This is a genomic window from Microcoleus vaginatus PCC 9802 (genome assembly GCA_022701275.1).
Classification (GTDB): Bacteria; Cyanobacteriota; Cyanobacteriia; order Cyanobacteriales; family Microcoleaceae; genus Microcoleus; species Microcoleus vaginatus_A.
Genome location: CP031740.1, coordinates 962,002 through 985,523 on the forward strand (window position 1 = coordinate 962,002; position 23,522 = coordinate 985,523).

Genomic DNA, 23,522 nt, shown 5'->3' on the forward strand with positions numbered 1-23,522 from the left:
TGCGGGTAGTCAGAAACCGGGTTTTTTGCGAGAATACTGCATCCCGACCTTTAACTAAAGTGAAAAACCCCGTTTCTTTGGCATCTATGCGTAACTCCCGACTGTCATAACTTAGGACTCTAGATGAAGTCGTTTGAGCCAGTTTACGACAGTTTGAAGTAAATCGGGGTCATGGGGGGAGAAGGTTTGCAGGGGTGGGTGAGGTGTGTCGGTGATGAGACAGATTGTACCGTCGAAGCGGGTAAGGGCATTGAGGAAAGTAGGGCTAAAACCTTCGGCGGCGGGGAATGTGGGGTCTTGGTAGAAGATGAGGATGGGGTGTTTGTCGCTGTGGCGGCGGAGTCGATTCCAGTAGGATTTGAGTTGGGGGAGGGTTTCGGGTTCGCCGTTGGGGTCTTTCGGGACAGTTTTGGTCGAGGAATTGTTCGTAGATTTCCAGGGCGGGGTTATCTGTGTCGATGAATTTGCTGGTGTCGATGCAAATTAGCTGTACGGATTCGATTAATTGTGTGTCTGCAAGTCTGGCATCAAGGATGTTGGGTAAATCTGCTAAATTGAGGCTTTGGGTGAAGGGGGTAGAACCGACTCCTGTTGTCTCTGGGACTTCTGGATGGGGTGTGGTGAGTTGATGGTGCCATGCTTGATAGAAAGTTGGGTAAGGCAGATTTTGGGCGCAGTTCCAGATGATTTCAAAGCTGTATTTGTAGAGGTCAAAATTGGTTTCATAGGTTTGATCGCACTGAAATTGTTGCAACGCTGAGACAACAGAAGGCATCTGGTCATTTTGCACAATTTTATTCAAACTTTCAGCGACTTCCCAACGGGTATGCTCATCATTAGTCGTTGATAGAAGTTCGATTAAAGCAGCGATCGCCTCTGGGTTGCCTGTGGCAATTTTACCCAAAATGCCAGCGTATCTCCCACGGGTAAGCTCATCATTAGTAGTGGAGAGAATGGCGATTAAAGCAGCGATCGCCTCTGGGTTGCCAGGGTCAATTTCACCCAAACTGTAAGCGACTATCCAACGGGTACCCTCATCAGTAGTAGTGGAGAGAATGGCGATTAAAGCAGCGATCGCCTCTGGGTTGCCAGGGTCAATTTTACCCAAACAGTCAGCGAACATCGGACGGGTGGTATAGTCATCATTAGTAGTGGAGAGAATGGCGATTATTAAAGCAGCGATCGCCTCTGGGTTGCCAGGGTCAATTTTACCCAAACTGTAAGCGACTCTCCGACGGGTATCCTCATCAGTAGTAGTGGAGAGAATAGCCATTAAAGCAGCGATCGCCTCTGGGTTGCCTGTGGCAATTTTACCCAAAATGTCAGCGACTTCCCGACGGGTATCCTCATCGGTAGTAGTGGAGAGAATGGCGATTAAAGCAGCGATCGCCTCTGGGTTGCCAGGGTCAATTTTACCCAAACTGTAAGCGACTCTCCGACGGGTATCCTCATCAGTAGTAGTGGAGAGAATGGCGATTAAAGCAGCGATCGCCTCTGGGTTTCCTGTGGCAATTTCACCCAAAATGTTAGCGACACTCCGACGGGTATCCTCATCAGTAGTAGTGGAGAGAATGGCGATTAAAGCAGCGATCGCCTCTGGGTTTCCTGTGGCAATTTCACCCAAAATGTTAGCGACACTCCGACGGGTATCCTCATCAGTAGTAGTGGAGAGAATGGCGATTAAAGCAGCGATCGCCTCTGGGTTTCCTGTGGCAATTTTACCCAAAATGTTAGCGACACTCCAACGCGTATGCCAATCGGTAGTAGTTGATAGAAGTTCGATTAAAGCAGCGATCGCCTCTGAGTTGCCTGTGGCAATTTCACCCAAACACTCAGCAACACTCCGACGGGTATCCTCATCAGTAGTAGTGGAGAGAATGGCGATTAAAGCAGCGATCGCCTCTGAGTTGCCTGTGGCAATTTCACCCAAACTGTAAGCGACACTCCGACGGGTATCCTCATCAGTAGTAGTGGAGAGAATGGCGATTAAAGCAGCGATCGCCTCTGTGTTGCCCGGGTCGATGTTACCCAAAATATCAGCGACTCTCGGACGGGTCTTCCAATCGGTAGTAGTTGAGAGAATTGCAATTAAAGCAGCGATCGCCTCTGGGTTTCCTGTGGCAATTTTACCCAAAATGTTAGCGACACTCCAACGCGTATGCCAATCGGTAGTAGTGGAGAGAATTGCGATTAAAGCAGCGATCGCCTCTATGTTGCCTGTAGCAACTTTACCCAAACACTCAGCAACACTCTGACGACAATTCTTATCAGTAGTAGTGGAGAGAATTGCGATTAAAGCAGCGATCGCCTCTGGGTTGCCTGGGTCAATTTTACCCAAAATGTCAGCAACTCTCCAACGGGTATCCTCATCAGTAGTAGTGGAGAGAATTGCGATTAAAGCAGTGATCGCCTCTGGGTTGCCTGGATCGATTTTACCCAAACACTCAGCAACACTCCGACGAGCATTTTCATCTTTAGTTCTTTTCAGTAAATCAATGAGTTGGTTGACAGCTATACTATAGTTTGTCTGTAACAGTGCTGCTCTTGCTCCCTCTGCAATAGGATCGAGAAATGTCCACCATTCTTGTTTTTCAAGGTTGAAATAACCGCAGCCCCACTTAATGATTGTTGCTACTATTTCAGCAGCCCACTTACAATCTTTAAACTCTCCTATCCCCGCAGCAGCTAGCAAATCGACTCGATATTCATAAAAATCACTGCACCCATCCTCAAACCCACCCAATGCCTCAATAAACTCCTCCTTCTGATTCCGATTCACCTCCTCCAGCCCCAACCACAGCAAAATCACCTGCTTCCACTGCGCTTCAAAAATCCGATATTCCTTCCCCACCACCGGAAAATCAACATGATTCCGAGGTAAAAAATAATCCCAATCATCCACCGCAAACGCCGCAAAATACTCCTGAAACGTCGCATGATAAAACGCATAGACAGATTCTTCCGGTTCATCAAAATCGATGCCAACCCGATTCAACCATCCTAGAGATAACGCTAAGGATAATAAAGACGTTTCATCGCTGCGTTCTCCTAAATACTCACTAACTAACTGATAGGACAAGCGAAAACGACCAGCTTTGCCATCAATTGCTGCTTTTGCTAATTCTCCTAACGCTTCATGTAAAAGTTTCTGACACTGACTCTGAGTTTTGCCACATAGCTTTGCATAGCTTTTGATAAACTGCTCTTTCCAGCGATAGATATACTTAATAAAACTTGCATATAATTTTGCCTGAGTATCCGGTAAAGTTCCCTTTCTCGAACTCCAAATTTGACACAACATCCACAACCGCAACGGATTTTGAATCAACTCCTTGAGACGGGAATTCTCCGACTCTGCTAACGCCAGCTCCAAACTCTCCCCCGTCGCAGCATCCCCCATCCCCGCAAACCAACGGCGAATATACTCCGTAACTTGTTCCGCATTAAACTCCAAATTGCGAAACACATCAAACCCCGAAAAAGCATTTTTATCCGCCTCCCAAACATTCACCCGACAAGTCACCACCACCCGCGCCGCCTGCACCCATGTCCTTAATAAGTCTTTCCCCAACTGCTGCATTCCTTGAGTGTGCGTCATTTCATCCACACCATCCAGCAACAACCAAACCAGACTTATTTGTGGCTCTAAATCACCGCGCGTCACTTCTCCCCGACACCGCAGCAACCACGCCTTTTCCAAATACTGACAGATATCTTGCTCCCCTAATTCAGCTAAATCTATCCAAATCGGCAACCCCAATTCTTGCTCTAAAATCCAATCAGCAATCTTCTGCAACCGCGTGGTTTTCCCTGCACCCGGTTCGCCAATAATCGCAATTTTGCGCCCTTGACTAATGTCGCTTTTCCCTTGTCGCAACACATCCTCAAAAAAGCGTTCTTCAGCAATGGGAATCAGTTTTTCAGTTTCTTTTTCCTTTTCTTCCTCCTGATTCCTTGGCTGAGGTTTGGGTTTTTGGCGTTCGACAATCGCTAAGGGAACATAAACGCCATCCAGTTGCGGTGTCATCCCGTTGGCGTTGGTGAAGAGGTTGGTAGTGAGTTGCTTTTGTTGGGCGAGGTTTTGGCGGCAGATTTCTTGCCAGTTTAGGGAGTTTTTTGCACCTCCAGAATTTTCAGTTTTTTCGACTGTGACAGAGCCAATTTTCTCCTGCCATTGCTTCTCAATTACTTCTAAATTTTTTTTAGGCTTAGTTTGATGATCCAGTTTGAGGGAAAATTTCCAAAAACCTTGATTTCTTGCACTAGGTTCAAGGATAAGTATACCTAAGTCTTTCAGACAGTCCAAAACATCTTGGATTGCCTCTCCTCTTCTCTGGGCGTTATCGACATTCTTTTCATCCTTGGGTTGAGAGAGTTCTAATGCCTTTCCGAAACATTCCACTAACGTCCATAAATCTTCTTTAGTTATCCCTTCCACGATTTTGGTTTGTTTGTTGCGTTTTTGCTGAAATTTCCCCGATACCAGCAACTCATCTTCCTTTACCCATTCCACATTAAACGTAGCTTTCAGCTTATCCCCCGGCACGGCAATTTCCTCATCCGCGAGGGCGAGTAACGCCTCAACCAGTTTGAAGACGTTGTTTTTTGTGGTGGCGTTTTTCCCGTATTTTCGTGCCATCGCTACCTTTTGAATAAAATTCATCGTCGCTTGGGCAACTTTGCCCAAACCAGTTGGTTTGCCCAAGCGCTTAACCCCGATTATACAAGGGTTTCAGAATTTTTGCTTTTTGCTTGCTTGGGTAAAAGCCCAAAAAAACAATTTACCTCATAAGCACAAAACGAGGTGAATTATGGCTACCCAAGAAGACAAAATCAAACAACGCGAAGCATTGGAAGATGCTTATGACAATTTTGTTGAACCATATATTAATCAATTGAGTGAAGTTAACGCTCAGTCTTTGCCCAATATTGATGTTGCGCTTCCGGGGTTTTGCTGTGTGTCGGGATGGTTGGCCTTGACTCTGTTATATTGTTTTTGGATGCGCTGGCGATCGCCAATTAAAACATTCTGACGATCGTACTCCTGGAGGCAGAAACCGGGTTTTTTACGGAAATACTGCATCCGGGCCTTTAACTGTCGTGAAAAACCCGGTTTCTTTGGTATTTATGGGTAAGTCCTAAATGAGACAGAAAGGGCGATCGCACTTTTTCAATTCATACGATCGCCCTCAAAGATTACTCTTTCCAGTAACGGGTTAAAATCCGAATTACCTCACCCGCTATCGGCGATGGTAGAGGCGGGCTCCATTCCCCAACTTCTGCAAAACCTAAAACGTGCAACAGATTAACGATACTTTCTACCGCTTTGGGAACGCCACACAACAGCAAACGAATCGGTTGTTTACCTTGAGGTACGTCAGGAATTTCTTCCCGGAGCAGTTCGGGAACTGATTTTGGCTGTGATATCATACAGTTTCTCCTAAATATGGGAGTTCAAGCCCCCACCGAACGATTGCGAGTCTGAGCGGTGGGGGTTTGGTTTTTCGGTGTTTAGATTACAATAGCATAAACTAGATTATGGTGTGCTACCTTGACTTAAAAAATCTCTAAAAAATTTGCAGTCAGCTAAAATGACATGGTGAACACGCTACCCCCAAACAATGTGAGTCCTGCAAAATCTCCCAGAGTTGCCTTTTACCCGCCGCCCGAAATTAAGGAGAAATTAGAGAAGCTGGCGAGCATTGAGCGTCGTTCGATGTCCCAAATGGCATTACTTTTGGTGGAGGAAGGGCTCGAAAGAGCGCAGAAGGAAGGGAGGTTCAATGAATCCAAAGACGATTAAGCCACTGGAACAGGCAGGATGCCTGTTCAGGAGAATGGTGCTTGATGTGGGTTCACCCCAAACATATGCGTTACCCTAGTTGACTACAACTTGTACCGCACTCCCCAACTAAATTCATGCTTCCCCGCATCAAAGAATTAGCCGCTACCCTAGCACCCCGCTTAATCGAAATTCGCCGCCACATCCACTCCCACCCCGAACTCAGCGGCCAAGAATATCAAACCGCCGCCTACGTAGCCGGAGTTCTTGCTTCCAGCGGAGTCCGCGCGATCGAAGGAATCGGCAAAACAGGAGTCCTCGGGGAACTCAAAGGCCACAGCAACGAGTCGCGGTGGCTGGCAATTCGCACCGATATGGACGCTTTGCCGATTCAAGAACGCACTAACTTAGAATTTGCTTCCCGCAACGAGGGAGTGATGCACGCCTGCGGCCACGACATCCACACCACCGTCGGTTTGGGCGCAGCCATGATATTGTCTCAGCTAGGCGAAAAATTGCCCGGTCACGTCCGCTTCTTGTTTCAGCCGGCGGAAGAGATTGCCCAAGGTGCTCAATGGATGATTAAAGATGGGGCGATGGAAGATGTTGACGGCATCCTCGGAGTGCACGTTTTTCCGACGATTCCCGGCGGTTGCATCGGTATCCGCCACGGGGCCCTGACGGCGGCGGCAGATGACATAGAATTGATTGTGATGGGCGAATCCGGCCACGGTGCGCGTCCCCACGAGGCGATCGACGCAATTTGGATTGCTTCTCAGATAATTACCACTTTGCAGCAGGCAATTAGCCGCACGCAAAATCCTTTGAGGCCACTGGTTTTGACGATCGGGCAAATTAACGGCGGACGAGCGCCGAACGTAATTGCCGATCGAGTAAAATTATTGGGAACCGTGCGATCGCTGCATCCAGAAACCCACGAAAAACTGCCGGCTTGGATCGAACAAATTGTTTCTAGCGTCTGCGCGACTTACGGCGCTAAGTACGAACTCACCTACAAGCGCGGCGTACCCGGAGTCCAAAACGACCCAAAACTCACGCAATTAGTCGAAACTGCGGCTTTAGAAGCTTTAGGGCGATCGCGCGTCCAAATTTTGCCAGAACCATCCCTCGGCGCGGAAGATTTTTCGATGTATCTAGAACACGCACCGGGAACCATGTTTCGCTTAGGAGTGGGACTGACTGACAAACCGAACTATCCCCTTCATCACCCGCAATTTGAGGTTGATGAAGCGGCGATCGTCACCGGCGCTGTCACCTTGGCCTATGCCGCCTACCAATATTGGAAACAGCATCCAGGTTCACACTAATAGTCTTCGACGTATGGGTGGTCAGCTAACTAACCGTAGGGTGCTTAGCCGGAAAAATGTTTAGTCGCTGGTAAAAACATTCAGCCCTGACCCACCCTACAATAACTACAATAACTAATTGATAAAATTTTATGAACCTAGATTTCGATCGATTTTGCGATGCCTGCAATCCCAGTCACTCCCTCAAGTTTGGAAATTCAGAAGATATTCGCTACTACATTGATTTTGCTGAGGTGCGCGGCGGGAAAATTATTGACATACTCAAACGAACAATTACCCGTCTGGCACGAGATAAACCCACTTGCCAATTATTTACCGGACATATTGGTTGCGGCAAGTCTACTGAATTATCCCGACTGCAAAAAGAGTTGACCGATCAGGGATTTCATGTAGTTTACTTCGAGTCAACACAAGACCTCGATGAAATGGATCTCGATTTGACGGATATCATGTTAGCGATCGCACGGCGAGTCACCCAAAGCTTGGAAGAGGGCAAAATTTCCTTGCAGCCCCAGGGCTTTAAAGAATTATTAAAAAATAGTTGGGATTTTTTACAAACCCCTGTGACCTTAGAAGCTGAAGGAGAATTTTTTGGCAGCAAAGTCAAGGGCAATACAGACGGAAATCTGGAAGTCTCTCTGCCTTTAGGCATCGCCAAAATCACTGCCAAAACCAAAAGCAATCCCGACTTGCGATCTAAACTGAGACAGTACATGGAACCGCAAGCTAATAAAATGTTAGAACTGATTAATCAAGAAATTATTGATGTAGCAATTAATCAGCTAAAGCAGGGGGGTAAAAAAGGATTAGTGGTGATTGTTGACAACTTAGACAGGATAGTTTCTCGACCCAATGCAGCGGGGCGACTGTTGCCAGAATATATCTTTATTGACCGGGGCGATCAGTTGCGGCAACTGAATTGCCATTTAGTTTATACCCTGCCGCTGGGATTGATTTTTGGCAATGAAAGCGAAATTTTGAAAAATCGCTTGGGGGGCGGAGTTGACCCGAAAGTTTTGCCAATGGTACCAGTAAAGAATAGAGATGGCAGCGAATGTGTTGAGGGAATGAATTTGCTGCGGCGCATGGTGATGTCGCGGGCTTTCCCTGATGTGTCAACCGAGGAACACATCACATTAATTACCGAAGTTTTTGACAGTCCTGAAACTTTAGATGAATTGTGTCGTGTCAGCGGAGGTCATCTGCGAAACTTGATGGGGATGCTGTTTGGTTGCTTGCAGCAAGAAGACCCTCCAATTTCGCAAAATGTGTTGAAATCAGTGATTCGCAGTTTCCGCGACAGTCTGAGTCGTGGCATTGATAATGATGAGTGGGAATTACTCTTTAAGGTGGTAAAAGAACAAAGCATTAATGGAGATAAAGAATACCAAGATTTGCTGCGAAACCTGTGGGTTTTTGAATATGTAGACACTCAAGGAAATTGGTTTGCGTTGAATCCGCTGTTGATGGAAACTGACAAATTTAAGCTATGGCAGCAGCAAAATTCGTGAGATTATGGTAAACTCAAATCTAGCAGAAGATATTGCAGCAGAAAATGAGCGATCGCTCTCTACTTTGGTACGGACTATCGCGCGCTTTCAAGGAAAGTTTTCTTTAACTTTAGTGCGCTGCAATTATGCTAGCTTGGGTTATGCAATGCTGCAAAAACTGCGCGACCGTTCGACTGTTGAATATCAAGAATTAGCCCTCGAATCTGCTACCAAAACACTTTATCAAACTATTCTCAATGCCGTCCAAGATCAACCGCCGAAAGCTTTAATAATTGTCGGTATAGAATCGGTGGTTGCTATTGATGACCTGTTAGCGGGGGCGAATAGAGCGCGAGATCAATTCAAGCAAGATTTTGCTTTTCCTTTAATATTATGGGTGACGGATTCCGTACTGTCTAAATTCAGTCGATCTGCGAATGATTTGAAGTCTTGGGCTCCTCCTCCAATTCAGTTTACCATGCCGCCCCATGATTTGATGAATTTGTTACAACAACAAACCAGTCAAGCTTTTGCTGATGTTGATAATTTCAAATTAGATGACTGTGAAATGGAGTTGCTGGAGAATGATTTGCTAAATGTAGCATTAGACCAGGAATTGCAAGCTAGTTGGCAATTTATTCGCGGTTTAGTTGAATTACAGAAAAATCAAATAGATTTAGCACTCGAACATTATCAGCAAAGTTTGACATTTTGGCAGCAAACTCGCCACTTAGAAAGACAAGGAATTGTCTGCCAGAAAATTGCTCAAGCTTACAACCGCAAAGCTGAATTGCACCGGGCAGGAAATCAAAATTATTGGCAAGAAGCTAGAAAGTATTTACAGCAATCTCTGGAGAGTTTTCAGCAAGCACAGCTACATGATTTAGCCGCTAAATGTATTAGCGGACTCTGCGAAGTGCTGCGGCGTTTAGCAGCTTGGGAAGAATTGCAAAGTTTAGCTAAAAAAGCCTTAGAAATGCACAAAATTTGTGGCACTCCGAGTCAAGTAGCTGAAGATTACGGCTTTTTGGCTGAGGTGGCGCTGCAACAATCTCAGTGGGAAAAAGCTTGCGAATCGGCTAAATTAGCATTGTCGGTTTTGGCACAAGCAGGAATAAATAAAAAAGAGACTGGTTTGTATCTGCTACTTTTGGCAAAAGGGCAGCGAAATCTTATCCCCTGTTCGACAGTTAACCCCCCCCAGCCCGCCCTTGCTAAAGGGGGGAGTCAATCAGTATTTTCCCCTCTTGAGATTATAGAAACTTTAACACAAGCGAAAGTAATTACCCAACCTCAAGATGATGTGCAGCTTTATCTGAGGATTTTAGAAGAGTTGAGAACTCTCTATTTTGAGCAAACCGAATATTTAAAAGCATTTTACCTTAAACTAGAACAACAGGAAGTTAAAAGCAAATATGGATTGCAAGCTTTTATCGGTGCCGGTCGCTTGCAGCCGCCGCAACAAACAATTGATATCGGTTTAGAATCCGGTCTGTCAAAAGCTGAAATTGTTGAGGAAGTTGAAGCCGCTTCCGGGCGGTCGCAGGATGTTAAACGGATAATTCAACGGATAGGTACACCTGCTTGCAAGCTGACAATTATTCACGGACAGTCTGGAGTAGGAAAAAGTTCGATTATTCAAGCGGGGTTAGTGCCAGCCCTGCAACTTACAACTTTTGACGCGCGGGATGTATTGCCTGTTTTATTGCAGTCTTATCATGATTGGGCGAGGGATTGCGGTCAGTGTTTGCGATCGGGAATTGAAAAAATAAAAGGTGAGAGTTTATCTACTGCTATTGACACGCCGATAGCTATTCTGGAACAGTTGCGACTGAATCAAAATCGCAATTTATTGACCGTACTAATCTTTGACCAGTTTGAGGAATTTTTCTTTGCTTATCAAGACCTAACTAGCCGGAGAGAGTTCTATGATTTTTTGGCTGAATGTTTAAATGAGATTGGTGAACTCAAAATTATCCTATCGCTGCGGGAAGATTATCTTTTCTACTTGTTTGAATGGAATCGCACGACCAATTTATCGATGATTGATAACGACATTCTCAATAAACGTATTTGCTATTACTTGGGTAATTTTTCGATACCCGATGCTGAAATTGTTCTCCAAACCTTAACAGAAAGGTCTCAACTTGATTTTTCTGAAGGTTTGGCAAACGCCCTGGTAGAAGATTTAGCAGGTAAACTTGGCGAAGTGCGGCCGATTGAGTTGCAAATTGTAGGGACGCAATTGGAAAAACGGCAGATTACTCAACTGGGTGAATATCAGCAACTTGGCAGTCAGGCAAAGCTCAAACTGGTTAAGGAGTTTTTAGATGAAGTTATCGCAGATTGTGGTAAGGAGAATAAAGATATTGCCAAAGTTGTCTTGTATTTACTGACGGATGAAAAGGAAACTCGTCCTCAGAAAAATTTTGCTGAATTAGCAGCAAATTTACGAATAGAGTTAGTAGAATTAGAGTTAGTTTTAGAGATGATCGTTAAATCGGGATTGGTATTAGAAGTGCCGGGAACTCCTAAACGCTACCAACTTGTTCACGATTATTTAGTGCCTTTTGTCCGCCAATGGGACAAGGCTAAATTCTCAGAAATAAGGGAAAAATTTGAGGAGTTTAAAGATTTAAAGCAGAGCGCAGAAGAAATCCGAAAAAATTGCGACCAACAACAAGAGGAATTAGAAGAGTTGTTAGCAATACAAAATAAAAATTTCAAAAAACAAGAGGAATTAGACAAAAAACAAGAGGAATTAGCAGAGTTGTTAGCAATACAAAATAGAAATTTCAAAATTATAGCTATTTTTTCTATTGTTAGTATAATTCTGTTTAGCATTAGAGTGGTCGATATCATTATAAGGGGAGTAGTGTAACAACAACTAGACCAAGCATAGAAATTGATAAAATTAGAGCGATCTGCAAGTGATGCTTTGAGACTGTTTGAGTTGAGAAATAATCACATAGAGCGATCTAACAGGCAAGCTGATACAAGAATGTGAACTACCCGCCACTAACCGCAAGTGGCTTGATCGGGGCTTCTGTACTCACAGGCGAATGCCTCAAAACAGACTGACGCCCGCTATGAGGTCTTACTTCCCCTCCTACAGCAGAAACGGCTGTTCCATCCGTCTGTAGCATTCTGATTCCTTCTGTTCTAATATTTGCAGCAGCGTTTCCATCTCGATCATGATGAGTGCCACAATGAGGACAAGTCCAGTCCCTTACATCGAGCGGCATTCCATCTATTTGATAGAAACAATTAGAACAGAGTTTGGAACTAGGGAACCATCTATTTATCTCTACTAAATTTCCACCCTTACGTTCTAATTTATAGGCTAGAAAATTAGTGAATATTCGCCATCCACAATCAGATATTGCTTTAGCTAAGCTATGATTTCGCACCATGCCTTTGAGATTAAGATTCTCTAGTACGACAACTTGGTTTTCGTTGACTAGCTTATGCGAAAGCTTGTGTAGAAAATCTTGACGTGCGTTTGATACTCGCTCGTATACCCTAGCAGCTATTTTTTTTGCTTTGAACCTTGAGTTACTACCATCTTCTTTTCTGGCTAATTTTTGCTGTTTCCTCTTGAGATTTTTTTCATGCACAGCTAAATGTTTGGGATTGCTATATTTAGATACTTTCTCTCCATCGTGAGTTACTGCAAAGTCCTTAACGCCTAAGTCAATACCTATTACATTGCCCTCAGTTGATCTCCGTGGCTTTTCTCCCTCTGTCTCAACTACTATCGAGGCAAAATATTTTCCACCCCGTGTTTTGCTCACGGTAACGGTTTTCACTTTTCCCTCAATCTGTCGATGAATCTTAGCTCTCACTTCCCCGACTTCACCAGGAATCTTAATAGTGTTATTGGCTAATATTTTGACGTTTTGAGGGTATTGAATAGATTGCTTACTTTTCTTTGACTTGAATCTCGGAAATCGGCTTCGACCCTCAAAGAAATTTTTATAAGCTGTAACTAATTTGAGAGTAGTAGCCTGCAATACCTGACTGTAGCAATCAGCCAACCAAGATGTTTCTGCTTGTTTCTTGAGTTTGGGCAATATGGCATTTAGCGCTACTTGTCCTATTCCTTTACCTGTTTCCTTGTAAGTCTCGATCGACTTATTCAGGGCAAAATTCCACCACCAACGCGAACAACCAAACGCTTGAGCCAATTTTTGTTCTTGGCTTTGAGTTGGATAGATTCTAACTTTGATAGCTTGGTGTTGCACGAGATATTTTGACGACTTCTCTATGTTGAATATAAAATTACTGTGTAGCCTTGTCAAGCACAGGGTTGTTTTTCCTTTTTTGGTCGCTCCATACCTTCGTAACTTTGGGGAGATCGGGGAATTAATTCCCTGGCGGTTGTCTGGTTAGAGGTTATTTCTCGGCAGGATTCCCTGACAAAATTTTCATGCCTTTTCATAGATCGATCGCCTTCAATACTCTATTTAAAGTAGTCCTAGGGTGCGTCGCCACAGAAAATCCCCAACTTGCATATCGACTTTTCGAGTGGCGACGCACCTGTACCTAAAGTTTGGATAGTTTCAGGGCTTCTCATGGGAGGCTAGAAACCGCGTTTCTACGAAATTTTGTGTTTAGTAGCGAGAAATCTACGAAGAAACCCGGTTTCTGAGAGCACAACTATTTTGCAAGGTGCGTCGCTGCGAGATTGTCGCTTTTTTTTAGGGATTTATCGCAGGCGACACACCCTACGGCTAGCTCAAGCGTATTGGCCTATCTTCCGGAATTCCCCTGTAGCAGCCGCCAAATGTGCTAACGTACAATCAAAAATCCCCAAATTTCAACTATCGGGAGATAGACAACTGTGTCCGCTCAAGCACCTCCAACTCCCCATTACAAATGGTTTAGCTGCATTTCTAGCACTGTTTTCACCGCATTGTGCCTGTTGCCTCTTTTCAGCGCTGCGGGATACGCCCAAACTCCCCAAAATAGACCCATCAAAATCGGCGTGGTGCAGCGGTTTGGCACCAAAGCAACCGACAAACTGACGCTGAAAGCATTACCGGGCGACAGCTTAACATTGAGTTACAAAACTCCTCAAGGCATAGAAACCAAAACGGCTGCTAGCGTCAAGTTAGAAATAGCCCCGAAACCGCTGGAAGCGCCATTAGTAGAAGAACGAGTTGTTCTGAGCTCCCACCGCAGTTTCGAGAGTGCAGAAGATAGCGCCAATCAGTGGCGCGCCCAGGGAATTGAAGTAGAAATTGCTCAACCTTTGCGCTGGCAAGTTTGGGCAAAAAGAGATGTTTATAACTCTCCTTTGGTGCGGCGCTGGCTGTTGCAAAGTTTGCAAGCCCAAGGCAACACAACAGCTTTTTTGGATTCCAAAGTTTTTAAACAAGTACCCCAGGCATTTTGGGTTTTAAACGGCTTTCGCTTCAACCGCAATGAGTTGGATGTGACGGCGGGGAAAAATGTGATTGAGGTATTGGAACAAACTACCCAAGAGGCGACAGCTATTGAGCCCGAAAAAGCTATTCAACAAACTCGCCGTTATGGCGGCAGTTTGCACCTGCAAAAAAATTCTTACGGCACTTATACTTTGGTAAACAAAGTGCTGACGGAAACTTATTTGCGGGGTGTTGTTCCTCACGAAATTGGGGCTTTTTCGCCTTACGCTGCGATTGTCGCTCAAACTATTTTGGCGAGAACCTACGCCCTGAGAAATTTGCGCCGGTTTGCTGTGGATAATTATGAGTTGTGCGCTGATGTTAACTGCCAAGTTTATCACGGTTTAACCGAGGTATACCCGCAAAGTGATAAGGCGATCGCCCAAACGAGCGGTCTGGTGCTAACTTACGAAAATCAGCTAGTAGACGCGCTCTATTCCGCCTCTAGCGGCGGCGTCACAGCCTCTTTTAACGATGTGTGGCAGGGCGCGGAACGTCCATATTTGCGATCGATCGTCGATTCGCCTAATAATATTTGGGATTTGTCCAAGCAGAGTTTGTCTGACGAAAACAACCTCCGCCGCTTTATCAGTTTGGAAAAAGGGTTTAATGAAGAAAAAGAAGACACTTTTCGGTGGCGCGAACCAGCTTCTTTGACCGCGATTGCTGGATTTCTCAAACAGTATCTTCAGAAGAAACAGCACCCGCTGGCTAATCTTAAAACTGTCACTCAAGTGGAAGTGGTGGAAAGGTCGGCCGCAGGTCGAGTTTTGAAAATGAAGGTTCAAACTGACTTGGGCCCCATCGATATCGACAAAGACGAGATTCGCAATGCTTTTTACCCCCCGATCAGCACGCTTTTTTACCTAGAACCAATTTACAATCCAGACAAAACTCTCAACGGTTATGCTTTTGTCGGAGGCGGCTTCGGACACGGGGTGGGAATGAGTCAGACTGGTTCTTACAATTTGGCTAATTTGGGCTGGAATGGATCTCAAATTCTGAGCTTTTATTTTCCCGGCGCTCAAGTTGTGCCGCTCAGCGATAACATTACATTTTGGCGCGAATAGTCGATCGGAGTCCGCCTAAGAGTCGGCGATTTAAATCATCGCCACTACACAAACAAAGCCCGCCTTTGCGGACTAAATATCAGCCGTAAAACTTTTAGATTTTAGACTTTGGATTCTAGATTGGTTTCACAGTTAATCTAAAATCGGCCATCTAAAATCTAAAATTATTTGGTCAGCTATCTGCTCCAACACCTAGGAATTCCTAGCTGGGAGTGACAGACTGCTGGCGGCTTTGTTGCAATGTTAGACACAGAAACCCGGTTTCTTAACATAATTGCGCTATTTCAGCTTAATTTTGAAAACGAGAAACCGGGTTTCTTAGGGTATCACGCAGAGCGTCCTTTCTTAGTACAGTTGTTCTTCTTGGTGAGTTTCGATCGTACAGTCAGACTTGGGATAGGCGACGCAGGTGAGGACAAATCCGGCCTCGATTTGGTCATCGTCCAAGAAAGATTGGTCGGATTGGTCAATTTCGCCTTTGGTGATTTTGCCGGCGCAGGTGGAGCAAGCACCAGCGCGGCAAGAGTAGGGGAGGTCGAGTCCTGCTTCTTCAGCAGCATCAAGAATGTAAGTATCGTCATCAACGTCAATGGTCTGGTTAATTCCTTCGGCTTCGCTGATGAGGGTAACTTTGTAAGTTGCCATGCACTAAATCCTCTCAAAAATTCAACAAGATTGATAATTTTTCCTAATGCAACCTTCAAGGCTCTATTAGCTTTGAGGTTAGCTCTTAGGTTTGTTCCCTCTATGATAGTAGGGGAAAGAAGTAAGGTTGCAACACTTATTTACAAAATATTTGAATGGGATTAGTTATAACTTTTTCTAATTTCATCTTGATTACTTATACCTATCTTGGGTTCAGCCTTGTGATACTGTTGCCGCAAGACTTGCGCTAAATAATCCGGTTTCTAGGAAAAATCCTGTTTTGAGCCCTACAGCACAAAAACCCGGTTGTTGCTATGCGGTGTGTCGATCGAGTTTCAGCAAGACTTGCTGCAAGGCAAGTCCCAGCAGGCGGTGAAATGTATAGTTAGATCGCATCAAGACTTGGGTGTTGAAGGCTCGATCGAATAAATCGCACCACAACCACAGCTTAAAATCGGCGCGGTAGAACCCTAAACCCCTGCACCGCAAGTCTGTAACTATCTAAAATCTTAAATCTCAAATCCCATGACTAATATTGATACTCGCTTTGGTTTTTCGGTTAATTCTCCAATTCGCGTGGGGATTGTGGGTACTGGTTTTGCCGCTAAGTTGAGGGCTGAGACAATTCAAGCTGATGGGCGATCGCACTTGGTAGCGGTTGCTGGCCACAGCCCAGAGAAAACCGCAGCATTTTGTCAAGGGTTCGGGGCAGAAGCTGCGGTTTCTTGGCGCAAGCTGGTAGAAAGAGACGATTTAGATTTGGTTATTGTGTGTACGGTGAATCGGGATCACGGGGCTATCGTCCTGGCGGCCCTGGAAAATGACAAGCACGTTGTGGTCGAATATCCTCTATCTTTAGACGTATCTGAAGCAGAAAGGGCGATCGAACTTGCCGCCCAAAAGCAAAAACTCCTCCACATCGAACACATCGAACTGTTAGGCGGTTTGCACCTAGCAATCAAAGAATCTTTGCCATTAATCGGTAAAGTTTTTTACGCCCGCTACATTACTATTACTCCTCAACATCCAGCCCCGCAGCGGTGGACTTATCAACATTCCCTCTTTGGCTTTCCGTTAGTTGGTGCAATTTCCCGACTGCACCGATTTACTGATTTGTTCGGGGAAGTGACAAGCGTTAACTGTCAAGCTCAATTTTGGGACACTCAGCCGGATTTCTACAAAGCTTGTTTGTGCAATGCACAGTTGCGCTTTGCCAATGGCATTGTGGCTGAAGCTGTTTATGGAAAAGGAGAGACTTTTTGGCAGTCGGAAAACATTTTTACCATCTACGGAGAAGCAGGAACGCTGGTTTTTACTCCTGAATCCGGTCAATTAATTCAGGGAGAAAATCGGCGAGCGCTCGAAGTGGGAACGCGGCGCGGCTTGTTTGCCAAAGACACCGATATGGTGTTGGAATATTTGTCAAACGGTACGCCTTTGTACGTTAATAATGCCAGTAGTTTGTACGCTTTGAAAGTGGCGGATGCTGCGAGGCGAGCGAGCGAGACTGGGCAAAATGTGACCCTAAGGAGTGCGTAATTCCTCGAATACTTCCTTTATTTATTAGCCGACGCAGGCGGACGAAAGTTTGACTTGCAGAGCGGTTTCAACCGCCTCTTTTATAAAGGAGGTAAAGAAATTTTAACTCGCTCTATATTGGAGAGTCAATGAAATCCTACTGGAAAAATCTTCACTTAAATTCGGAAACTATCGGCTTAATCTACGGTTTTTTGGGTGTAGTTGGATTTAGCTTGACCTTACCGGCAACCAGAGCCGCTGTAATAGATTTAGACCCGCTTTTTGTAGGTTTAGGACGCGGATTAGTAGCAGCTATACTAGCAGCCTTTACTCTGCGGATAACGCATCAACCCATTCCCTCAAAACAGCAACTTGGGAGTTTATTAGTTGTCGGATTGGGAGTTGTTTTGGGATTTCCGCTACTATCGGCTTGGGCAATGCAGCAAGTACCTGCAGCCCACGGTGCTGTGGTGTTAGGATTGTTGCCTTTAGCAACAGCGATAGCAGGGTTTTTGCGCGCTGGCGAGCGCCCTGATTTCAGCTTTTGGATTGCTAGCATTGTCGGTAGTACAACCGTTGTTGTTTTTGGAATTATAAGTGGAGCTGGACACCTTCAAGTCGCAGATTTAGCTTTGTTTGGAGCTGTAATTGCTGCTGCTTTTGGCTATGGTGAAGGTGGGCGATTAGCTTTGATTTTAGGTGGATGGCAAGTTATCAGTTGGGCCTTAGTGATTGTAGCTCCTTTCGAGGTTTTGCCAACAATATTTGTGGTATTAAAACAAGGGTTGATAGCTTCACCGATAGCCTGGTTCGGTTTTGCTTATGTAAGTGTTGTTAGTCAATTTATCGCATTTTTTGCCTGGTATCATGGTATGGCAATTGGTGGAGTTGTCCGGGTAGGCCAAATTCAGTTATTGCAACCATTTTTGACGCTCCTAGCTTCGGCAATTTTGCTTGGTGAAACCCTGGAGCCGATCGCCCTAGTCACGGCCTGTTTGGTTGTTGCTAGCGTAGCTGCGGGTAAAAAAGCATCAATTAAGCGGGCAGAAGATTTGTGAAACCAGCGCTTTCTGAACTGGCTGCTAACTCCAATCATTGACTTTCACATATCGATACCATCTAACGACAGATGTAAAGCGAAAACTATTTGTGTTAAATACTACCAATCACCTGAATCTTTAAGAGAATAGTAATGTTAGATATTGATGAAATGAGTTCAAAAGAAATACACGAGCTGCTACACCAAGTAGGATACGGTCATCTTGGGTGCATACACGAAGGCAAACCCTACGTGATGCCAATGAATTATTATCTCGAAGATTCGGACATCTACCTGTTTACAACCGAAGGCATGAAGACTCATGACATAGAGGCGAATCCAGAAATCTGCTTACAGGTTGAAGAAATACGTGATCCACTTCATTGGCGGAGCGTGATTGTGAATGGTCGAGCCTCGCGCCTCACAGTTCAGGAAGACATCGATCGGGCAATGCACTTGATCAAAGAGCGCAATCCAACGCTCTCACCTGCTATCAATCGAACCTGGATTGATGCTCAGGGACGTTCCGAAGTGATCGCAATCTACCGCATCGACGCGAGTGAAATGAGCGGACGCACGACTGATGGAGTCAGCAGTCGCTAAGAACCGAGATACCTCAAACGTTCTAGCATGAATGAACTTTATGCGATCGTCATTGATACAGATGCCATTGTTATTGAGCAGCCCGGTGATTTTGATGTGAATGAAATGATCGTCCGTCCGACACGTCAAGAAATTGAGAGTAATAGGAAAACATCATGAAACAGCGAAAACTCGGTAATCAAGGATTAGTGGTTTCGGAACTAGGACTCGGCTGTATGGGGATGTCCGAGTTCTACGGCATAGCCGATGAGTCAGAATCGATCGCCACCATTCATCGTGCCTTAGAGCTAGGCGTGACTTTGCTCGACACGGCTGATATGTATGGTGTCGGTCACAATGAAGAATTGGTTGGCACAGCAATTAAAGGGCATCGAGATCGAGTCATTATTGCCACCAAGTTTGGCAATGTACGCGGTAGCGACGGCAGCTTTAAGGGCGTGAATGGCAAACCCGAATATGTCCGTTCTTGCTGTGATGCCAGTCTCAAGCGTCTGGGCGTAGATACGATCGATCTTTACTATCAGCACCGAGTCGATCCAAACACTCCCATCGAAGAAACCGTAGGCGCAATGGCGAAGCTCGTCCAAGCCGGAAAAGTTCGCTACCTTGGTCTTTCCGAAGCGGCGAGCGCCACGATCCGCCGTGCCCAAGCAGTGCATCCTATTTCCGCACTCCAGACTGAATATTCGCTGTGGACCCGGGAGCCAGAATCCGAGATTTTGCCCACCTGCCGAGAGCTAGGGATTGGGTTTGTGCCTTATAGCCCTCTGGGGCGTGGGTTTCTCACAGGCAAAATCAAGAGCCTCGACACATTATCTGAGGGAGACTATCGGGCCCAGCGATATCCTCGCTTTCAAGGCGATAATCTCCAGCAAAATCTGGAATTAGTCGAGCAGATAGAGCAGATGGCAGCCGCTAAGGGCATCAAAGCTGGACAGTTGGCGCTGGCATGGGTCTTAGCCCAGGGCGAAGACCTGGTACCAATTCCAGGCACTAAACGTCGCACCTATTTAGAAGAAAACATTGCAGCGGCTGCTGTGACGCTGACTCCAGCAGAACTAGACCAGCTCGCCAAAGCGCTGCCATTAGGCATTGCAGTGGGCGATCGCTACCCCGATATGAGTACCGTCAATCGTTAGGAATTGGGGGGAGTAAAGTATTCTTAACTACGGCTAAATTTTTGATTCAGGAGCGATAAATCATGTCAAAACTTATTGTTTGGGGAACACCCGTCAGTACCTATGTCCGTACCGTCCGGCTGCTGCTTGAGGAAATAGGCGCAGACTATACCCTCCAAAGCGTTGATATCTTCAATGGTGAAAGCCAGTCCCCAGAGTACCTGGCTAAGAATCCCTTTGGTAAAATCCCCACCCTAGAAGTAAATGGCGAACTGCTCTACGAAACGGCGGCCATTACCGAATACCTTGATGCCACTTTAGGCGATCGCAAATTTAGCTTTTCCGATCCAATGCTTCAAGCTCGGATGCGTCAAATCATGGCGATTATTGATAGCTATTTCTATGGCCCTGCGATTACCACCATTGTGATTCAGCGATTGATTGTGCCGAGTCAGGGGGGTAACACAGATGAGGCTAAAGTCAAAAATGCGATCGCGCCTGCACAAAAGGCTATAGAGGCGATCGAGTCGCTAGCTACGCCTAGCCCCTATCTGCTCGGCAGCCAAGCGAGCATTGCTGATTTCTATCTGATTCCTATCTTTATCTACTTTTCCCAAACTCCAGAATTTGAAGTGATTACCGCTCAAACGCCAAAACTACGGACGTGGTGGGATCAGGTTAGCCAGTTGCCCAACGTCAAAAAAGTGTGCGCGTAATTGCAGTCAAGATGAAGCGGTTTTAGGGGCAGAAATCAGCGTGTCGGCTCCCGATGGTAGCGTAACAATGAAAATTATGTCAGTCTTGACGGTTTTAATCAGTCAGGAACGGACTTGAGGAAGTTTAATGCAAGCCGATCAATGCAGTGGAGATTGCTGGGCTTGCAATTTGTAGATAATGCCGATGCCGATCCTCGGACTGATGGAGTGGACGTGTTTAGCAAGCAGGAACACTTTGTCAGGGACTATAGCAAAAGCATTGGTCAGGAATGGAGTTATAAGGGATATACCGTAGATAAATTTCGCTATCCAGACGAGCTGCAGCTACCAGAAACATTACATGGGGCTACCTCGGTCTTCCTGCGTCGCATTCAGGGAAAGCGTTTTCTTTATCTCACCGGAATGTTTGTCTATTATATCGAGCACTTTGTGTTGAACGTCTAATTGAAATTGTACTTAATATTAATGCCTATATGGGTGTGAATCGGCTTTTCATCCCATGAGGGGGGGTCGAGATTGTTGAAGACGTGCGACGCACTTTGATTGCCAATAAATGTAGTGTTTAAAACGTGATACCCATGTTAAAGGAATTAAAAACCATTACTCTTGCAACTCTGCTGGTATTAGGAACAGCTAAACTGGGTTCTACTGCACCTCTACCAAGTCCTAATAATCAAGGGGATTATATAGGAAGAACTTCTCATACTTATTGGGAAGTAGTAGACTCAGACCCAAAGGGGTTAAATTGTCGCATGAATTCTTCTTTTGAAGAATTTATGCGTGTTGACAACCGCACTCCATTTGATGTTTTTAATTGGTCTGTAGTTGGTGTTTTAAAACAGGGACAGCGTTTTGAGAGCTTTCCTGGTAATGCTGGTGTTACTTTCCGTGATACCAGGGGTTTACCTTGGCTTTTTGTAGGAAAAACCTACACTGCTGGTGCGGCCCAAGGTTGTTTTATTCGCGCTAATAGTCAATTTGTCAAACCAATACAGATGTCACCAACCCGCGTACAACCTCAAGCGAGTCAACCGCTTACAAGTTCCACAGCGCTGCCGATGAAGCTTGGTTTTGACGAAGGATTTGGATCGATTGTAGTACCAGAAAGCGATACCACAGCATCGGCGTATGGAGGACGCTTAAGGCGATATGATGTTCACATTGCTAAAATGTTTGAAGTAACTCACTTTATGTGTCAAGAGGGGACTTTAACACCCGGTATTACTTGGAATTACGCGGCTGGAGGTGGCAGGATTAATATGGGAAGTTTTGTAATAACCTGCCGACTTGCTAATCAAATAGCTAGTGCCTATGGTTTAGGTAAGTCGGAACCTACGAATGTGACTTTTTCGGCTGGTGAAGTCGGTCGCCCCGCTGTCAGAAGTTTCAACATTCCCATCCTAGATATTACAGGTGATAAAGTACCACGCTGGGTGAGTTTTGTGCAGGGATTTCAGCCAGTGAGAAGGTAGGGCGAACACAGATAATATGCTCTACTGTCACTTAGAGCAATGTACCTTAATAAGATAGTTGAGAGGACTTTATGAATATAGATGAAAACGAACTGAAACAACTTTATGCAGAAGGCAGAAGAGATTTTCATGGTTGTGACTTAAGGGATGCTGATTTGACAGAAATTGATCTGAGCTTTGCTAATCTAAGTGGTGCAAATTTGAGCAATGCAAACTTAAATTATAGCAATCTAAGCTATACTAATTTAATCAGCGCCCAATTAAGAGGGGCATCTCTTATAGGGGCTAATCTGAAATGGTCAGATATTATTTATGCAGACTTGAGAGATGCAAATCTTGAAGGAGCAGACCTAGAGTGGGCTAATCTTAGAAGCGCTAAGCTTACCAATGCTAAGTACCAAACAGTAAAAAATATCGAAACGGCTGATATAACCGATGCTATAGGAGTAGAAAAAGTCATTAAAAAAATCGAAAAAAGCGATATGATTCAGTTAAATTTATTTGCAGAATACCCAATTAAACCCATTAACAGAACATTAAAATGTGAACCAAAGTATCAAGATAGTTTCCAGAAAAAATATCCACCAGCTTTATTACCAAAGATTTCAAGACATACTAAAATGCAGGGAATTCTGGCACAGATAGGACAAAAATTAGGCTATAGAGTATGGATTGCTCGAAACGATCACTCAAAGGACTATAGATTCGGAGAGTATAGCTTCGGGGACGATACTTTCGAGGACTCTAGATTCGGTAAACTTAAAGAATTAACAATGGAAGGATTCTCTATTGGTGGATTAGAAAAACAAGTTGAAAAAATTAGTAAATTAATTGATGTAATATGGCTAAATGAAAAGGATCAGTTTAAAGTAGTAGCATTATTTGAAATTGAATGCACTACTGCTATCCACTCTGGGCTATTGCGTATGGGTGATTTTGTGGTTAATGTAAAATTAAATCCCGTAACATTTATAGATCCCAATTTTCCAATTTATGTCGTAATTCCTGAAAAAAGAAAAAAACATTTACAATCCCAATTATCTCGACCAATATTTCAATATCTTGAATTGCACAAAAGTTGTGAAGGTATTAATATAGAAGATATAGAGAGGTGTTGGGAAAATATTATCAAGCATAAAATAAATATCCAGCAAGAAATCAAGCCGAATATTATTGATCTTATAGCTTTGAGCAATTTTATCGAGTCTAAAAAAAGTTTTTAAATTTTATGTGATTGGTCAATCAAAGCGTGGAGTGGTTTATATTGCGGTAATCCCTCTAATATTTAAGCATCTGTGCAAATTAAATCTTC

19 protein-coding genes and 1 pseudogene are annotated in these 23,522 nt (G+C 44.7%); 15 read left to right on the plus strand and 5 right to left on the minus strand.

Annotated elements, in window-relative coordinates; translation table 11 throughout:
• Nucleotides 1-111: 111 nt before the first annotated feature.
• Entirely contained in the window at nucleotides 112-309 is a 198-nt protein-coding gene (locus tag D0A34_04075; GenBank protein UNU22161.1) for a hypothetical protein, read from the minus strand.
• Nucleotides 266-4,705, minus strand: coding sequence for an NACHT domain-containing protein (locus D0A34_04080; protein UNU18152.1), 4,440 nt, complete (start codon nucleotides 4,703-4,705; stop codon nucleotides 266-268). The genes D0A34_04075 and D0A34_04080 overlap by 44 nt, the downstream gene beginning before the upstream one ends.
• Before the next feature lie 106 nt (nucleotides 4,706-4,811).
• On the opposite strand from D0A34_04080, the gene D0A34_04085 reads away from it, so the two are divergent.
• Nucleotides 4,812-5,033: a hypothetical protein gene (locus tag D0A34_04085; GenBank protein ID UNU18153.1), complete on the plus strand. Its 222-nt coding sequence runs from the start codon at nucleotides 4,812-4,814 to the stop codon at nucleotides 5,031-5,033.
• 163 nt (nucleotides 5,034-5,196) lie between these two features.
• Here D0A34_04085 and D0A34_04090 read toward each other — a convergent pair whose 3' ends face one another.
• Nucleotides 5,197-5,430 carry a hypothetical protein gene (locus tag D0A34_04090; protein ID UNU18154.1) on the minus strand — a complete coding sequence of 78 codons (234 nt, stop codon included), beginning with the start codon at nucleotides 5,428-5,430 and terminating at the stop codon, nucleotides 5,197-5,199.
• Between the two features lie 169 nt (nucleotides 5,431-5,599).
• Here D0A34_04090 and D0A34_04095 point away from each other — a divergent pair, with 169 nt between their 5' ends.
• The 4 genes from D0A34_04095 (at nucleotide 5,600) to D0A34_04110 (ending at nucleotide 11,481) form a co-directional block, all read left to right on the plus strand.
• A complete protein-coding gene (locus D0A34_04095; GenBank protein UNU22162.1) occupies nucleotides 5,600-5,803 on the plus strand; it encodes a hypothetical protein in 204 nt (67 codons plus the stop codon).
• A gap of 116 nt (nucleotides 5,804-5,919) precedes the next feature.
• The gene (locus D0A34_04100; protein ID UNU18155.1) at nucleotides 5,920-7,110 is read left to right on the plus strand and encodes an amidohydrolase; all 1,191 of its coding nucleotides are present in this window, start codon (nucleotides 5,920-5,922) and stop codon (nucleotides 7,108-7,110) included.
• Between the two features lie 131 nt (nucleotides 7,111-7,241).
• A complete protein-coding gene (locus D0A34_04105) occupies nucleotides 7,242-8,621 on the plus strand; it encodes an ATP-binding protein (protein ID UNU18156.1) in 1,380 nt (459 codons plus the stop codon).
• Nucleotides 8,622-8,625: 4 nt separating this feature from the next.
• On the plus strand, nucleotides 8,626-11,481 hold the full coding sequence (locus D0A34_04110; protein ID UNU18157.1) for a hypothetical protein: 2,856 nt from the start codon (nucleotides 8,626-8,628) through the stop codon (nucleotides 11,479-11,481).
• A gap of 127 nt (nucleotides 11,482-11,608) precedes the next feature.
• Here D0A34_04110 and D0A34_04115 read toward each other — a convergent pair whose 3' ends face one another.
• On the minus strand, nucleotides 11,609-12,844 hold the full coding sequence (locus D0A34_04115; protein ID UNU18158.1) for a transposase: 1,236 nt from the start codon (nucleotides 12,842-12,844) through the stop codon (nucleotides 11,609-11,611).
• A 599-nt stretch (nucleotides 12,845-13,443) separates the two neighbouring features.
• Between D0A34_04115 and D0A34_04120 the strand changes: the two genes are divergently transcribed.
• The gene (locus D0A34_04120) at nucleotides 13,444-15,099 is read left to right on the plus strand and encodes a SpoIID/LytB domain-containing protein (GenBank protein UNU18159.1); all 1,656 of its coding nucleotides are present in this window, start codon (nucleotides 13,444-13,446) and stop codon (nucleotides 15,097-15,099) included.
• A gap of 345 nt (nucleotides 15,100-15,444) precedes the next feature.
• Here the strand turns inward: D0A34_04120 and D0A34_04125 are convergent, their stop codons facing one another.
• Entirely contained in the window at nucleotides 15,445-15,744 is a 300-nt protein-coding gene (locus tag D0A34_04125) for a ferredoxin (protein UNU18160.1), read from the minus strand.
• 525 nt (nucleotides 15,745-16,269) lie between these two features.
• Between D0A34_04125 and D0A34_04130 the strand changes: the two genes are divergently transcribed.
• From D0A34_04130 to D0A34_04170, 9 genes and pseudogenes are all read left to right on the plus strand, one after another.
• Nucleotides 16,270-17,283 carry a gfo/Idh/MocA family oxidoreductase gene (locus D0A34_04130; protein ID UNU18161.1) on the plus strand — a complete coding sequence of 338 codons (1,014 nt, stop codon included), beginning with the start codon at nucleotides 16,270-16,272 and terminating at the stop codon, nucleotides 17,281-17,283.
• 128 nt (nucleotides 17,284-17,411) lie between these two features.
• Complete coding sequence (locus tag D0A34_04135; protein ID UNU18162.1) at nucleotides 17,412-18,320, plus strand: DMT family transporter; 909 nt, start codon at nucleotides 17,412-17,414, stop codon at nucleotides 18,318-18,320.
• A gap of 134 nt (nucleotides 18,321-18,454) precedes the next feature.
• Nucleotides 18,455-18,904: a pyridoxamine 5'-phosphate oxidase family protein gene (locus tag D0A34_04140; GenBank protein UNU18163.1), complete on the plus strand. Its 450-nt coding sequence runs from the start codon at nucleotides 18,455-18,457 to the stop codon at nucleotides 18,902-18,904.
• A gap of 155 nt (nucleotides 18,905-19,059) precedes the next feature.
• A complete protein-coding gene (locus tag D0A34_04145; protein ID UNU18164.1) occupies nucleotides 19,060-20,043 on the plus strand; it encodes an aldo/keto reductase in 984 nt (327 codons plus the stop codon).
• 62 nt (nucleotides 20,044-20,105) lie between these two features.
• Entirely contained in the window at nucleotides 20,106-20,738 is a 633-nt protein-coding gene (locus tag D0A34_04150) for a glutathione S-transferase family protein (GenBank protein UNU18165.1), read from the plus strand.
• A gap of 141 nt (nucleotides 20,739-20,879) precedes the next feature.
• On the plus strand, nucleotides 20,880-21,182 hold the full coding sequence (locus tag D0A34_04155) for a hypothetical protein (GenBank protein ID UNU18166.1): 303 nt from the start codon (nucleotides 20,880-20,882) through the stop codon (nucleotides 21,180-21,182).
• A pseudogene (locus tag D0A34_04160) lies at nucleotides 21,155-21,241 on the plus strand (ACP S-malonyltransferase). The gene D0A34_04155 and the pseudogene D0A34_04160 overlap by 28 nt, the downstream one beginning before the upstream one ends.
• A 492-nt stretch (nucleotides 21,242-21,733) precedes the next feature.
• Nucleotides 21,734-22,210, plus strand: a complete 477-nt coding sequence (locus tag D0A34_04165; GenBank protein ID UNU22163.1) for a hypothetical protein — start codon at nucleotides 21,734-21,736, stop codon at nucleotides 22,208-22,210.
• Between the two features lie 71 nt (nucleotides 22,211-22,281).
• Nucleotides 22,282-23,433: a pentapeptide repeat-containing protein gene (locus tag D0A34_04170; protein UNU18167.1), complete on the plus strand. Its 1,152-nt coding sequence runs from the start codon at nucleotides 22,282-22,284 to the stop codon at nucleotides 23,431-23,433.
• The last annotated feature ends 89 nt before the right edge of the window (nucleotides 23,434-23,522 follow it).

Bases quoted from the DNA above. Each gene is read 5' to 3' on its own strand.
- D0A34_04165 (UNU22163.1), top strand. From the start codon at position 21,734: ATGTCACCAACCCGCGTACAACCTCAAGCGAGTCAACCGCTTACAAGT.
- D0A34_04145 (UNU18164.1), top strand. From the start codon at position 19,060: ATGAAACAGCGAAAACTCGGTAATCAAGGATTAGTGGTTTCGGAACTA.
- D0A34_04100 (UNU18155.1), top strand. From the start codon at position 5,920: ATGCTTCCCCGCATCAAAGAATTAGCCGCTACCCTAGCACCCCGCTTA.
- D0A34_04110 (UNU18157.1), top strand. From the start codon at position 8,626: ATGGTAAACTCAAATCTAGCAGAAGATATTGCAGCAGAAAATGAGCGA.
- D0A34_04090 (UNU18154.1), bottom strand. From the start codon at position 5,430: ATGATATCACAGCCAAAATCAGTTCCCGAACTGCTCCGGGAAGAAATT.
- D0A34_04140 (UNU18163.1), top strand. From the start codon at position 18,455: ATGTTAGATATTGATGAAATGAGTTCAAAAGAAATACACGAGCTGCTA.
- D0A34_04125 (UNU18160.1), bottom strand. From the start codon at position 15,744: ATGGCAACTTACAAAGTTACCCTCATCAGCGAAGCCGAAGGAATTAAC.
- D0A34_04170 (UNU18167.1), top strand. From the start codon at position 22,282: ATGAATATAGATGAAAACGAACTGAAACAACTTTATGCAGAAGGCAGA.
- D0A34_04135 (UNU18162.1), top strand. From the start codon at position 17,412: ATGAAATCCTACTGGAAAAATCTTCACTTAAATTCGGAAACTATCGGC.
- D0A34_04155 (UNU18166.1), top strand. From the start codon at position 20,880: ATGCAGTGGAGATTGCTGGGCTTGCAATTTGTAGATAATGCCGATGCC.
- D0A34_04130 (UNU18161.1), top strand. From the start codon at position 16,270: ATGACTAATATTGATACTCGCTTTGGTTTTTCGGTTAATTCTCCAATT.
- D0A34_04085 (UNU18153.1), top strand. From the start codon at position 4,812: ATGGCTACCCAAGAAGACAAAATCAAACAACGCGAAGCATTGGAAGAT.
- D0A34_04150 (UNU18165.1), top strand. From the start codon at position 20,106: ATGTCAAAACTTATTGTTTGGGGAACACCCGTCAGTACCTATGTCCGT.
- D0A34_04105 (UNU18156.1), top strand. From the start codon at position 7,242: ATGAACCTAGATTTCGATCGATTTTGCGATGCCTGCAATCCCAGTCAC.